The sequence below is a fragment of the Glutamicibacter nicotianae genome, from assembly GCF_016907615.1.
Lineage (GTDB): Bacteria > Actinomycetota > Actinomycetes > Actinomycetales > Micrococcaceae > Glutamicibacter > Glutamicibacter nicotianae.
On the sequence record NZ_JAFBCH010000001.1, the window covers coordinates 753,238 to 766,833 of the forward strand.

General features: G+C 60.4%; 16 protein-coding genes. 15 read left to right on the forward strand and 1 reads right to left on the reverse strand.

From position 1 onward, the window contains the following. Positions 1 to 207: 207 nt before the first annotated feature. The 14 genes from JOE62_RS03810 to JOE62_RS03875 all read left to right on the forward strand — a co-directional run bounded on the left by JOE62_RS03810 (position 208) and on the right by JOE62_RS03875 (position 9,016). Complete coding sequence (locus tag JOE62_RS03810) at positions 208 to 852, forward strand: hypothetical protein (RefSeq protein WP_204720477.1); 645 nt, start codon at positions 208 to 210, stop codon at positions 850 to 852. 14 nt (positions 853 to 866) lie between these two features. Then, positions 867 to 1,823, forward strand: a complete 957-nt coding sequence (locus tag JOE62_RS03815; protein ID WP_204720479.1) for a major capsid protein — start codon at positions 867 to 869, stop codon at positions 1,821 to 1,823. Between the two features lie 69 nt (positions 1,824 to 1,892). After that, positions 1,893 to 2,309 (forward strand): hypothetical protein, encoded by a 417-nt coding sequence (locus JOE62_RS03820; RefSeq protein WP_204720481.1) that lies wholly within the window; start codon positions 1,893 to 1,895, stop codon positions 2,307 to 2,309. Continuing rightward, positions 2,309 to 2,734: a hypothetical protein gene (locus tag JOE62_RS03825; protein ID WP_204720483.1), complete on the forward strand. Its 426-nt coding sequence runs from the start codon at positions 2,309 to 2,311 to the stop codon at positions 2,732 to 2,734. Before JOE62_RS03820 ends, JOE62_RS03825 begins: the two co-directional genes overlap by 1 nt. Before the next feature lie 15 nt (positions 2,735 to 2,749). Further along, positions 2,750 to 3,175 (forward strand): hypothetical protein, encoded by a 426-nt coding sequence (locus tag JOE62_RS03830; protein ID WP_204720485.1) that lies wholly within the window; start codon positions 2,750 to 2,752, stop codon positions 3,173 to 3,175. Continuing rightward, entirely contained in the window at positions 3,172 to 3,498 is a 327-nt protein-coding gene (locus JOE62_RS03835; RefSeq protein WP_204720487.1) for a hypothetical protein, read from the forward strand. The genes JOE62_RS03830 and JOE62_RS03835 overlap by 4 nt, the downstream gene beginning before the upstream one ends. An 11-nt stretch (positions 3,499 to 3,509) precedes the next feature. After that, positions 3,510 to 3,851: a minor capsid protein gene (locus tag JOE62_RS03840; RefSeq protein WP_239543176.1), complete on the forward strand. Its 342-nt coding sequence runs from the start codon at positions 3,510 to 3,512 to the stop codon at positions 3,849 to 3,851. After that, positions 3,852 to 4,286: a minor capsid protein gene (locus tag JOE62_RS03845; RefSeq protein WP_204720489.1), complete on the forward strand. Its 435-nt coding sequence runs from the start codon at positions 3,852 to 3,854 to the stop codon at positions 4,284 to 4,286. Positions 4,287 to 4,301: 15 nt separating this feature from the next. Next, entirely contained in the window at positions 4,302 to 4,769 is a 468-nt protein-coding gene (locus tag JOE62_RS03850; RefSeq protein WP_204720491.1) for a phage tail tube protein, read from the forward strand. A gap of 84 nt (positions 4,770 to 4,853) precedes the next feature. Then, entirely contained in the window at positions 4,854 to 5,360 is a 507-nt protein-coding gene (locus JOE62_RS03855; RefSeq protein ID WP_204720493.1) for a DUF7426 family protein, read from the forward strand. Positions 5,361 to 5,389: 29 nt separating this feature from the next. Further along, positions 5,390 to 5,566 (forward strand): hypothetical protein, encoded by a 177-nt coding sequence (locus JOE62_RS03860; RefSeq protein ID WP_204720495.1) that lies wholly within the window; start codon positions 5,390 to 5,392, stop codon positions 5,564 to 5,566. 304 nt (positions 5,567 to 5,870) lie between these two features. Next, positions 5,871 to 7,901 carry a phage tail tape measure protein gene (locus JOE62_RS03865; RefSeq protein ID WP_204720497.1) on the forward strand — a complete coding sequence of 677 codons (2,031 nt, stop codon included), beginning with the start codon at positions 5,871 to 5,873 and terminating at the stop codon, positions 7,899 to 7,901. Then, positions 7,901 to 8,731, forward strand: coding sequence for a phage tail family protein (locus JOE62_RS03870; RefSeq protein WP_204720499.1), 831 nt, complete (start codon positions 7,901 to 7,903; stop codon positions 8,729 to 8,731). Before JOE62_RS03865 ends, JOE62_RS03870 begins: the two co-directional genes overlap by 1 nt. Positions 8,732 to 8,743: 12 nt before the next feature. Then, positions 8,744 to 9,016 carry a hypothetical protein gene (locus JOE62_RS03875; protein WP_204720501.1) on the forward strand — a complete coding sequence of 91 codons (273 nt, stop codon included), beginning with the start codon at positions 8,744 to 8,746 and terminating at the stop codon, positions 9,014 to 9,016. Positions 9,017 to 9,059: 43 nt separating this feature from the next. Here JOE62_RS03875 and JOE62_RS03880 read toward each other — a convergent pair whose 3' ends face one another. Continuing rightward, complete coding sequence (locus JOE62_RS03880) at positions 9,060 to 9,281, reverse strand: hypothetical protein (RefSeq protein WP_204720503.1); 222 nt, start codon at positions 9,279 to 9,281, stop codon at positions 9,060 to 9,062. A gap of 104 nt (positions 9,282 to 9,385) precedes the next feature. Here JOE62_RS03880 and JOE62_RS03885 point away from each other — a divergent pair, with 104 nt between their 5' ends. After that, on the forward strand, positions 9,386 to 13,576 hold the full coding sequence (locus tag JOE62_RS03885; protein WP_204720505.1) for a fibronectin type III domain-containing protein: 4,191 nt from the start codon (positions 9,386 to 9,388) through the stop codon (positions 13,574 to 13,576). Positions 13,577 to 13,596 lie beyond the last annotated feature (20 nt).

Here is a 13,596-nt window from a genome sequence, read left to right on the forward strand (position 1 = left end):
TCGACCTGCCATAACGCTCTCCTTTTACGTACTGCCGTCTGCTAGCCAGCCGGTCTCCGCACCATACCCAATTACTCCGACACTTTGAACCCATGAAAGGGGTTACTTGTCATGCCTCGACGCACGATCCATGGAATCGACCCATACGCACCCGGCGGTGTTGAAGCTCTAATCGAGTTCAACCGCAGTCTATGGGGCGACATGCAAATGAACGCCAACACAGGCGGAGAAACGCCTGGGGGAGATCCATCGACTGAGCCTGCTGGGACACCGTCTGGCAACGAGCCTCCTGCTGGCGGCACCCCGCCGGCCGCCCAGCCTGCACCAAAGAGCGCAGAAGCTCCGAAGGGCGTCACGCCGGAATGGGATGGCAAGGTGGAATCCCTGCCACCTGCAGCGCAGAAGATGATCGCCGACCTTCGCAAGGCCGACGGTGACGAACGGGTTGCCGCCAAGACCCTCGCAGCGATCCAGAAGGCTCTCAACCCTGACGCGAAGGGCGACGAAAAGCCCACCGCCGAACAACTCACTAAGCAACTCGCAGAACGCGACACCGCCGCCAAACAGGCACAGACCGAACTCGCGGTCTACCGCCTCGCCGGCAAGCACGGTGCCGACGCTGACGCGCTCCTAGACTCCCGCGCCTTCCTGGTGAAGATCGCGGAACTCGACCACACCAAGACCGCCGACGTTGAGAAGGCGATCAAGGAAGCGGTTGAAAGCAATCCCAAGCTCAAGTCCGTCCGGGTGGCGGGATCGAGCACGGCCGACGGCGCTGGCGGGTCCGGCGAAAAGGCCAAGAAGAACACCGGCCTAGGCGATGCCCTGGCCGGGCACTACGCCACTAACTAGAAAGGGACGGCACCATGCCCGTAACTCTTGCGCAGGCGTCTCAGAACGCCGCCACCGACGTCGATACCGCGGTAATCGATGAATTCCGTACCTCCGCCCTGCTGGACAACCTCATTTTCGATGACGTTGTGAACCCAGCTGGTGGCGGAGCGACCCTGACCTACTCGTACCGCCGACTGGCCACCATGGGTGACGCACAGTTCCGTGCGGTCAACACCGAGTACACCCCGACCGAGGCGACCACCACTCGCCACAGCTCGGACCTGAAGATCCTGGGCGGTTCGTTCCAGATCGACCGTGTTCTGGCGAAGATCGGCCCAGCTGCTACCGGTGAGGTGCAGTTGCAGATGGATCAGAAGATCCGTGCTGCGAAGGCTACCTTCTCGGATGCTGCGATCAACGGCGACTCCGCTGTGAACGAGGATTCGTTCGATGGCCTGTCCAAGGCGCTGACCGGTTCCACCACCGAGGTGGCTGCCGGTAACACCGCGTTCGACTGGTCTGCAGTCATGAACGAGGACAACAGCTTCAAGGTGCTTGACGCACTGGACGAACTGCTGGGCCTGCTGGACGGCGACCCAACCCTGCTGATCTCCAACGCGAAGGCGCTGGCGAAGATCCGTGCAGCTGCTCGTCGCTCCTCGATGTACGTCAAGGAGCCGGGCCCGGGCAAGTCGAGCTTGGAGCGTTACGGCAACGTGCTCCTGTTCGACGCTGGTAAGAAGGCCGGCACCAACCAGGACATCATCCCGGTGACCGCTGGCGCTACTGACCTGTACGCGGTGCGTATCGGCCTGGATGGTTTCCACGGCGTGTCCACTGCCGGCGGTCAGCTGGTCGAGACTTGGCTGCCTGACTTCACCAAGGCTGGTGCTGTGAAGACCGGCGAAGTGGAGATGGGCCCGGTCGGTGTCGCGCTGAAGGCTACCAAGGCTGCCGCGGTTGCTCGCGGTGTCAAGGTCTCGGCCTAACCAACCCCCTTTGTGGAAGGCGGGACGCTTACGAGTGTCCCGCCTTTCCCATTCTGGAAAGGAACGACCATGGCAACAACCATCAAGTCCCCTCAAGAGGGATACACCGGTACTGACACTTACGGTCCGCTGACCTTGGAGTTCAAGGACGGCGTGGCGACCACTGACGAGACGCTGTCTGCTGGCCATAAGGCGTACTTCAAGAAGCTCGGCTTCAAGGTGTCCGGTTCTCGCGCACAGTCCACCGAGAGCGCCGACGAGGGTCCATTCGACCCGTCGAAGCATTCGGTTGACGAAGTACTGGCCTACCTCGGCGTAGCTGAAGGCCACGACCCCGTGATTGCTGGCGAGTTCGAGCGTGTCATTCAGGCGGAGGAGGACGGCAAGAACCGTTCGACCCTGCTGGCCGCCGCGGCTGAGAAAAAGGCCGAATGGGACGCCGAGAACACTGGCAACTCTGAAAACACCGAAGGGGGTGGCAACTAATGGGAGCTGACCCACGAGTAGTTGGCGAAGTTTTCGACGGCACCACCCTCCGTGATGCAGCTGTGGATCCACGGCCTACCGACTTCCTGCCGCCAACCAACGCTGGTTTGGAAGGTGAAGCCGGCAACCCGCACGGCCCTAACGTCGTATCGCCGGAGATTCACGCTGTAGAGGGCAATCGCCCTGTGCTGGCTGGGCTCGTTTCCAGCGATCCGGCGGTTCAGGAAGCAGCTGAGACTGCGCACCTGGCCGAGTGGCATGAGACCGCAGGAACCATCACCGCGTGGGCTGCATCGACAGCCTACGAGGTTGGCGACCGTGTAACGATCGCCAGCGGTGCGATTCTCACCGCATCCGTAGCAGGAACCTCAGGCACTGTGGAACCGACCGGCCCGGGTGTCGATGGAACCGTGACCTGGGCATAACGAAGGAGGGGCATCATGCGTATTTATGCGACAGCTGCGGACGTTCAGGAATGGACTGGTCAGGCGCCGCCGGATAACGTGGTGCCCCTTCTCCGCTCGGCCTCCGGGCTGGTGGAGGAAGCGACAATGCTGGCCGTATACCCGGCTGATACAGAGGGCTTACCACGGCTCACACGCCACGCCACGGCCTTCAAGGAAGCGACGTGCGAGCAGGTAGCGTTCTGGGCGGCCAACGGTCTTGACCCGACTGCAGGCGAGCTTGTGGAAGCCGAGAAGCGTGTGGCATCTTCCAAGAGCATCAAGGGTGCCTCGGTGTCCTACGATGCGGCGGACGCGGCCCGGGCTAAGCAGGCGCGGGTGGACGCTTTGCGTGCGCTTTGCACTTCGGCGTTCTCGATTCTCCGCAACGCTGGTCTGATCAGCACGGTGGTGAACCGATGACAGCTGCAGACGAGCTAGAGGACTTCTACGACAAAACCGTAACCGTCCGAACCCTCACCGGAACCGGCTCATGGGGCGACACATGGGAAGAGACCACCGGTGTGCGATGCTTCGCCGACGAAACCCGCACCCAGGTCCGCGACGGGGCCGGCGCCGAAGTAATCTCAGAGACCACGCTCACCTGCCCTCCCGAGTACGCAGGAATCTTCAAACCAGGCTCGGAAGTAATCCTCCCCACGAGGACAGCATTCGTCATCAAAGCCGGCATAGCGGACCCCGGCCTGCTGGACCTTCCCGCACACGTGGAAGTGAATCTCACCTAAAGGGGGCAGTTATGGCTAAGGGCTGGAAACTCAAAACCAACCCCGTCATCCCACGCCTACGCAACGCATCAGGCCGCGGCCTCGGACTCGCAGCCGAACACGTACTCGGCGAATCCAACAAGATCATCCCCCACGAGGAAGGCACCCTGCAAAACACGGGCGCCACCTCCGTGGATACTAAGAACCTCCGCGCCGCCGTCAGCTACAACACCCCCTACGCGGTAGTGCAGCACGAGGACCTTAGCCTGCGCCACGACGAGGGAAGGCAAGCGAAATTTCTCGAAACCGCGCTTGCCTCTGAGAAAGATGCTGTACGCGAAATTGTGCGTCGAACCATAGCAGGAGAGTTCTAGATGGGGTTCCAAGTTGACCTACTGACTGGTGCAGGGGAATTCCTTCACGCTGAAAACGTCGGCATGTGGAACACGACCGGCGTTTTCGGTCCGAATGACACGGCCATAACTATTGACCAGCTCCCTACCGACCAGGACAAAGCCATAGCGCTGACCCTGTACCCGGTCACCGACTCCGGCAACACCGACTCAGTGGTGGGGCTGCAGTTGAGGATCCGGGGCGGACGGAATGACCGGGTGAGCGTGAAGAACATCGCTGACCGTGCCTTCGACGCGCTACACGATCTGAAGCACACCACCTGGGGCGGCATACCAATCATCCGGATCGCACGGCAATCCGGGACCAATCTTCCACCGGACAGCAACAACCGGCAGGAAGCGACAGAAAACTACTACCTGCAGTTGGTGCGATCAGGCACCCACCGCGAAGACTAACCGAAAGGTAAAACCATGACTGACATTGTTTCTGGCGTGCTCGGTGACTGGCTGCTCGAAGTAGCCGAATACCTTGACGGCACCGAACCGACCGCGTGGACCCCGGTAAAGGGGCTCACCGAGTTCACTCCTCCGCAGACAGAGAAGAACCTTGAAGATGACGGAGAGTTCGACGGCACGCACTGGGGTTCACAGATCGCCACCGGCATCTCCTGGACTGCTGAGGCCACCGCGAAGGTTCCGCGTGCTTCCCTGCCAGCAGACCCCGGCCAGGCGATCTTGAAGGCTGCAGGCCGGGAAATCGCTGAGGGCGGTCTCGTCCATGTTCGCTTTACGAAGCGTGGCGTCACCCCCGCCGCCGGGGACCAGGGCGTGGCGGATGTGTCCTACGTGGAGAACGGCGGTCCGAAAACCGACCTGACCACAGCCGCCATTACCTTGACCGGCCGTGGCGCACTCGTGCCGTACACCGCCGCTGTCTAACCATTTTCCTTGCCGCCGCATTTGTCGAGGGTGCGGCGGCAAGGATCGACCTCGACTATCCTCGGCACGGAAGGCTTGAACATCATGGCTTTGAAAGATCTGGATGCTGTACTCGGTGAAGGGCACTCCCTACCGGTGCGCGGTAAAACCTACTTGATCCCGCACGCGTCCGCGCATGTGGCATTGCGTTTCCAACGGTTCCTGGACATTGCGCAGCGCGCCCACGAAGCGCAGGAGAATGACCAGGAAGTCCGTTTGTCGGATGACGACAAGCTTGTGCTCACTGACGCGCAGGAGAACGACATTATTGTGCAGACTCTCGGCCCGGAGCTGCACGAAACACTTACTCGTGATGAAGGGCTGGCCTATGAGCATGTGAAGCTCATGGCCTATTACAGCCTGTTCCACGCCGTGTTCGGTGCGGACAAGGCTGAGGCGTACTGGAACTCGGGGGGAAAAGCCCCAGCCCCGAACAGGGCGGAGCGCCGAACGGCGACCCGGACCCGTACGGGCGGGGCGAGTACGACCCGGAAACCGGCCTCTCGGAATGGTACGAGTACCCCGAAGGCAAAGACCCAAACTCGGGGCTAACGTGGGCTGACGTTTACAAGCATTGGAAATTGATCGATGCTGACCTGCACCAGTTCTATGGTGTGGACACTGCGGACGGCATCCTGAAGAACCGGCCTTACGTGTGGCTGGTGACGAGGGTTTCCGGGCTTATGGCGGTGGAGCATTCCCGGCTGCGCCTGAAACTGTACCCTCCGAAGAAGCCGACCGCGCACCGCCGCAAATAACCGAATAAAGAGAACCTGGGAGGTTTCCTTGTCCCTGTCAATCGGTGAACTAACAGGCTACCTTGATTTGGATTCTGGCCCGTTTGAGAAGGCAGTCGGCGGGGCCATGGACTCCCTCGATTCCAAGAAGTGGACTGTCGCTGCGGCGGCGGCTGGCGCTGCCGCTGGTGCGGCTCTCGGTTCCGGGCTGGCATCCAGCATCAACACGGACGGTGCAACCCGGAAGATGAACGCCTCCCTTGGGCTGACCGGGGCGGAGGCGGAGAAGGCCGGTAACGTGGCCGGGAAGCTGTACGCCTCGGGCATGGGTGAGGGCATCGAGGACGTGACCGGTGCCGTTGAATCGGTCATCTCTTCGATTGATGGGATGCGGGGTGCGTCCGAAGCGGACATTGAAGCCATGGCACGCGCCATGTCCACAGTCGCAGGTATTGCAGAGGAAGACGTGACGCGGGCGGCCCAGGTCGCCGGCCAGATGATCACCACCGGCTTCGCGAAGGATGGTATCGAAGCTGCGGATATGCTCACGGTCGCGCTGCAGCAGACTCCGAAGGCGCTGCGTGGAGACCTGCTGGATGCCATTGACGAATACGGGCCCATGTTCCAGCAGCTCGGGTTCAGTGGAGAGCAAGCCATGTCGTTACTCGTGGATGCTTCCGCCAAGGGCATGTACGGCATCGACAAGACCGGTGACGCAGTCAAGGAATTCAGCATCCGCGCAACTGACATGTCCAAGGCCACGGGTGACGCGTACGCGGCTCTGGGCATGGACCAGGAGAAGATGACCGCCGCACTGTTGAAGGGCGGCGATGATGGGGCCGCAGCGTTCCAGAAGATTATCGGCGGCCTGCAGGACATGAAAGACCCTGTCGCCCAGTCCGAAGCGGCACTGGCCCTGTTCGGTACTCCGATTGAGGATCTGAGCACAGCGGAAATACCGAAGTTCATTTCATCGCTGTCTGGTGCCGGCGGAACCTTGGGCGAATTCGGGGGTAAAGCTGCCGCGGCTGGCGAGGAAATCAACGGCGGGCCGGGGCACGCTGTGAAGGAGCTTTCCCGCACCGTTGAGACTACCTTCGCCGCAGCGGTCGAAGGCATCCTGCCGACGCTCACCCCGATCCTGGACTTCCTGACGACAATGGCGCCAGTCCTTGGGCCACTCGCTCTCGGCCTTGCAGCGTTCGCCGCAGCGATCTGGCTGGTGCAAGGCGCCATGGCCGCTTGGAACGTCATCCAGCTGATCCTGAACGCTACGTTGTGGGCTTCCCCAATCACTTGGGTTATCGCCGCCGTGATTGCGCTGATCGCCGTCATCTGGTTGATTGTCGCGAATTGGGAAGAAATCAGCGCTTGGCTGGTGTCTGCTGGTGAGAAGTTCGCGGCGTGGTGGGGTGAATTCTGGGCTGGTGTGGGCGACTGGATTTCCGAGGTGTGGGGAGGCTTCGTCAACTGGATCAAGGAAATCTGGGGCGGATTCTTCAATTGGCTAAAAGGCGTCGGGAAATCGATCAGCAGCTGGTGGAATGGGTTGTGGTCGAGCGTCGGACAGTTTGTTAGCAACACTTGGAACGACATTATTAGCTGGATCAAGGCGGCTTGGGCAAAGATCACTTCGGCTATTCAGGACGCTGGCAATAATGCCAAGAATTTCCTATCTGGCATTTGGAACTCGGTTAAGTCCACGGTCACAAATGTTTGGAATTCGATTCTTGATTGGTTCAGGGGTATTCCCGGCAAAGTCCTTGGACGGCTAAATCAGCTTGCTCAACTTGGTGCCAAGGCTGCCGAATGGTTCGGCAAAGTCAAGACGGCTGCAGTGGACAAGTTCAACGATGTTGTCTCCTGGGTGAAGGGCGTGCCTAACAAGATTCTGAGTGCCCTTGGCAGTGTGGGCAATCTGCTGGCGAATGCGGGTAAGCAAATCTTGCAGGGATTCCTTGATGGATTGAAGCAAGGCTTCGAGAACGTGAAGAATTTCGTGGGCGGTATTGGTTCGTGGATTGCTGACCATAAGGGACCCAAGGCTTATGACCTAGCCCTCTTGGTTCCTGCAGGCGGGTGGATCATGGAGGGCCTTGGCGCTGGCATTGAGGCTTCGATGCCGGCGCTTGCTTCAACTCTGGGGGATGTGTCGTGGATGATCGCGAATGGCATCGACCCGGAGCTGAACGCTAACGGTTCGTACGCGTTCACCGGCTCCGGAGCGTTTTCTGGTGAGGGTAAGACGGTGAATGTGACTGTGAACCAGAAGAACTACAACCCTGTGGAAGAGCCTGGTTCGAAGAAGTTGGAGAACGCGAGTTCTCGGTTGGCCGCGTCGATTGGAGCGTTCTGATGATCACCCTTGACGGGCTACCGCTCACGAACCCGGGCAAGTGGAGGCTGAACACGGATACGGTGTTGAGGATCTTTCCGGAGCGCACCGCTGCTGATGGTGCGCTCCCGGGTCGTGACGGGTCGCTTCCATCGCTGGGGTCCAGGTATGAACCTGGGGCGGTTGTCCTCGGAATCACCCTTTATGGGGCAGACCGTGCGGGCGTGGAAGCCAACGCCGAACTGCTGTACGGCGTGCTGGGCCAACGCCACCGGCTCCTGACGCTCGCGGATACTGTTCGGGGCCGAGAAGCCAAGGTGGAAGTGCTGGAATCCGTGGAACCGGAACGTGTAGGGCAACGCATGTGGAAGATGGGCGTTGCATTGCGCGCCCCCTCGGTGTTCTGGCGCAGCCCTGCCACGGTGGATTCGACGCAGCCGATTCCGCAGGGCGCTAGTAACCCGTCGCCGTTCCTCACCGAATTCGGCGGGGGAACGGGGCCGATCAATGATGCGCTGATCCGCTTCCGGGGGAACTTCTCGCAGGTGATCCTTGAAGACATTGTGTCGGGGGATCGGCTGACGGTGAACCAGGCGGCAACGTCTACCCAGTATGTGGTGGTGGATACGGCGAATTGGGTGGCCCGTCTTCATTCGACGGATACGTGGGATCTGGTGGGCGGTACCGATGTCATCAACAGCGTCGTTTCCAATCGGGGGTCTGGCCCGATGTTTACTTTGAATCCTGATTTTGTGTCTGGTGCCGGCCGGTATCAGATGCGGATCACTGGGGCGATCAACGCGACGACAAGCCCGTTGGTCACTGTCAGGGCCAAGAAATCATTCATCTAGGAAGGACGGATCATGAATCACGAAACCGTAAAAGTCGAGCACATCGAACTCCCAGTAATCGATATCGGGAGGGGAGAAATGAATCGTGTTGCATCGAGTAATCATGAATTAAGGCTCGACGCATCCAAGGTGTCGAAGGACAATTTGGTTCCAACGAGCGTTGGAAACAGCGACTGCGGGCCAGCGGAAATTCATAGCAGGACTTTGGTTGATGTCGCTGCGATTCAGTCAGCAATCGAGCAGGCCGATGTGGAACTCGAAGAACGACTCCAAGCCGGGGGCTGAACTGGTGGCGGGAACGATAGCGCCCGCCACCGTGTGTTCCTAGCTAGTCGGCTTTGGCCTTGAGGAAGACGATTTCCTTCTCCAGCTCAACGATGGCTTTGGCCAGGCTCGTCACATGCTTGCCGAGTTCCTCAATGGCGACGTCCCGTGCATGGTCAAGTGGGCTGACGCCTGGCTGTGCTTGCTTGCTACCGTGTGCGTCGTTCACGAGCTTGATGCTCTCAGCCAGCTCGGTACTGATCGGCAGACTTGTTTCTTTGGTCATCGAATCTCATTTCTCTAAAAAACAATTCGTTGGTGAATTGCTTTGCTGAGCATAGGCATATTCCACGTCTGGGTGCTCAATCATTACCCCTTTAGGAGGCTATTTTGCGTACTCGCCTTGTCCCGTACACCCCTTTCGGTGCGAAGCGTGCACCCTTGCCGGATGCTTTGGAGGCGCAGCTGGTCACCCCTATGGGTGAGTTGCCGACTTCCTCGGTGCATTACCACCGGCAGGGCGTGAATGCTGTCGTATTGGACGGCGTGACGGAGCTAGCATACGAGTACTGGAATGGTGCTTCGTGGGTCGAGCCGCCGAATGCGCGGTTCCTGTCCATGACGGGCAACTTCGACCATCTGGAGGAGACACCGACCCGGAATTACAGCTTCGTCGGTATCGGCTGGATGCTGCGCCGTGCGAAGGTGTGGGAGCCGAACGGCCTGCCTGTGGACGCGGATGGCAAGGTGCAGTTCTTGTCGGCGAATGCTGGCACGATCATGGCCACGCTGATCCAGAACGCGAAGAGCCGCGGCTGGGGTGCCGGAATCCAGATAGATTTCAGCTCCACCACGGATTCCTCGGGGCAGGCGTGGGCGAAGGTTCTCACGATTGCTTATGATCTGGAACTGGATCTTGAAGCCGTCTTGTCGAACCTGTACCAGCAGGGCGTATGCGATTACCGGTGGGAAGGCCGCACGCTGCGAATCTTCAACCCGGAAACCACGATGGCCCGAGACCGGACTACTGGTTCTAACCAGGTGCGTCTCGTGGTGGCTGATGGGCAATCGTCGGCTCCGGAGGACTGGACGAACGAGGACCTGGTCACCGATGCGCTGGTGCTGGGCGACGAGGGCAAGTCGTGGACTTTCGCGAACAACGCATCCCAGCCGCTCGGCCGGCTGGAAACCGTCATTACCCAGGGTGGCGTGTCCGATCCGGGCACCGCCTCGTTGCTGGCAGACCAGGACCTGCTGAAGGGTTCGGCCACCCGCATCTCCTACACCCGCGAATTCACGGTGACCGCTGGCTCTCGGGTGCGTCCTTTCCAGGATTACCAGGTGGGCGATTGGGTATGGGCGCAGCGCGGCACGAAGTTTGAGCGCCTGCGCGTCATGTCCTTGTCCTTGACCGTTGCGCCGGAGGGGCTGCGCGGTCACGCGGTCCTCGGCGACCGGCTGGAAGATCTGCTCACGAAGCTGGCGAAACGTACCAAGGGCATCACCGGTGGCGCGTCCGCCGGCGGCAACGGCACCCGGCCAGCACCGGAAGGCCCGGACACGCGCATTCCTTCCATGCCTTCCGGCTTGGTGGTCGGCGTGGACTCGTATATCGACGATAACGGTTGGCCTGCTGGCCGAGTGGATCTGGACTGGGCGCACGACGGGAACGCAACCAATGGCACCGCCATGACGATTGACCGGTTCCAGGTGTTCTATCGGATCAATGAGGTGGGCCGTCCCTGGGCGCAGCTGCTCACAACGTCGGATACCGAGGCAGCATATTCGCCGTTGCCGGTGTTCAAAGCTGACGGGGTGACCCCGGAGCAGTACGGCTTCAAGGTCCGTGCCGTGGGCGAGAACGGCAAGGTGTCCGCGTGGACTCCGGTGACCGCCGTGACCATGGAGGACGACCTCACACCGCCTCCTGTACCGGAGTTCCTGGCCAGCCACTTGACCACGTGGCTGCGCACGATCACGGTCCGGGTGTCGGGCAAGGGTGCTGCCGGTGAGACGATGCCGAGGGACTTCTCCCACTTCAACGCCTACCAAGGCGCCTCGGCTTCAGGGCCGTGGGTGCTGACTGGCACGAAGCACGGGGCAGAGCCGGGGCTGGTGTACCAGTCGGAGACGATGCCAGCCGATGCGACGGTGTGGGTCTATCTGACGGCGGTGGACCGGTCGGGCAACGAGTCCGCGCCGTCCGCGATCCAGTCCGTGACTCCTGCGGCGAACGTGGACTTGAGCGAACTCACCGAGCAGATTGATGCTGGCCAGGTAAAGATCGAGAACTCGGATCAGATGCTCCTGGATACCGGTGTGACGCTCGGAGAAAAGCTGAGCTCGAATGACGGGCTGATCGATGAGGCCTTGCGTGGTCTGCCGGAAATCTCCTTGTCTGCGCCGACACCGGCCGACGGTGTGGATCGTCCGGTAGGTGCGTTGTGGCAGCAGATCAACGCGGCCGGGGCGCAGATTGGTTTCTTCCGGTGGGACGGTGCCGCGTGGGTGTCGATGCCGCTGGATCCTGTGGTGATCCCCAAGATCCAGATCGGTTCGGGTACGGCCGGCCAGATGGACATTTCCCGGTTGACTGCTTCAGCCGCGGAGATTGAGACCGTGGTCATTGACGAGCTGTGGGCCGACTTCTCCCGCTTCAAGTCGGTTGCTACGGACATGCTGCGCGTCGGCAACGGGAACTTGATTCTGGATCCTGGGTTCGTGTCGTCACGGAACAAGGATATGCGTTTGGCTTTGTCGTCGTCGCAGATCAACCCGGTGTTCACGCAGCAGGTCAATGGGTTCTATTACATGCGCGCCAACAGCGTGGCAGCGACCACGACGAATTACTACCTGAGCTTGCGTCCGGGGCCGATAGCTTCCGGGCAGATGATCAGCGTCACGCCGGGGGAGCAGTACGCCTTGGAATTGGACGTGTGGTCGGACAGTGGCGCCGCATGGCAGCCGCAGCTGGACATGCTCTACGGTAACGGGTCAACCGGGACGCTGGTTGTTGCCGCTGTTGTTCCTGGCGGTTCCGGCGTCAACTTCATGAAGTACACCTTCAATGTGACGATCCCTACGGGGGTGGCAGAGGTGTATCCGAGGATCGCCTACGCTAGCGGATCCTCCGGATACCTGCGGGTACGCACCCCTTCATTCAGGCCGAAGGTCGGTTATGCCACGATCATGTCCGGCGGAGTGCTGGCTGATCATCTGACGGTGACCGAAGAAATGTGGGCGAAGATCCTCAACTTCAAGAAGGCCACCGGCGACCAGATCGACGTGAACTCCCTGGTGTCCGATGCGTCGTGGATCGGCACGATGCGGGGCGGAATCCTGATCACCAACTCGGTGAAGACTGAACATCTGGATGCGTTGGCGATCACCGCGAAGCACAAGATCACTTCCGCGCTGTATCAGACCACAGCTACAGCGAACCGCGGGATCAAGATCGACGCTGACTATTTCAGGGCATGGAATGCCAGCGGGAATGAGACATTCCGGATCGATGCGTCGACAGGTGATGTGACCGCTAATGGTGCCGTGATCACTGGTTCGAAGTTCCAAACAGCTTTGGTGGACACGGGCAACCAGTGGGGCGACAAACGGTGGATGGAGCTCAACGAGAAGGGACTGTACTTCTACACGGGGCAGCCGGGATTCTCGCCTGCGGCGAAGTTCTACGTGAATACCGAAACCAACACGATGGAATTCATTGGTGGGGCTTTCACCGCTGGAACGATCTACGGCGCCGACATCCGGTCCGAACTGAACGGTTCCGGCTCCGGCGGCGTGATCATGCAGCCAGGCGGGCTTTACGGGTACGACTCCACAGGGCAGCGCATGTTCACCATGGCTTCGGCCAACGGCTTCGTTTTCGCTGACAAGCGGTTCGGAGTCGGAACCATCGGTGGGGAACGCATCATCATCAACTCCGCTAACGACGGCGGCCGCATGGGCATCTGGTTCTCGGACACTGGCGATGGATCAATCGGCGGATCGAATACTGGTGGCATCTATATTGAGCCGAACGGTGGCGCGCTGAACTTGCGCGGCCAGGACGGCCTCGGCGTAGTGGCCTGGCAAGGGTTAACCGTGAACTCGGGATTGATTTCCAATGCCCGATTCAGGGCGCTCGATACTCCGTCCACGACCCTCGCAGCCAACGCGCATATCTCGATCGGCGGCGGGGCACCGGGAACGCTCTACGTGTCGTCCTCGGCATCCAGGTTCAAGCTTGACCAGCAGTTCATGGAGTTGCCGGACGAGCTGCTCGATATACCGGTGAAGGACTGGATCGATAAGGCCGAGTATGAGGACCGGGAGGCACTTTGGGCGCTAGGTGTGAGGGATGAATACCAGCAGACCGTGATCGACCAGCCGTTGCGGCGTGTTCCGGGCATGGTGGCCGAGGACGTGGCTAGCGTTCCCGGTGGTGAAGCGTTCGTGATCCGTGATGCTGACAACCAGACGCTGGGCTTGTCCTACGAGCGGCTGGCGAATGCACGGACCGCTGTACTAAAACGCCAGCTCGACGAGCTGGCCTTGCGGGTCCAGGCCTTGGAACCAGCAGCCTAAATACAAGAAATCATGAAAGG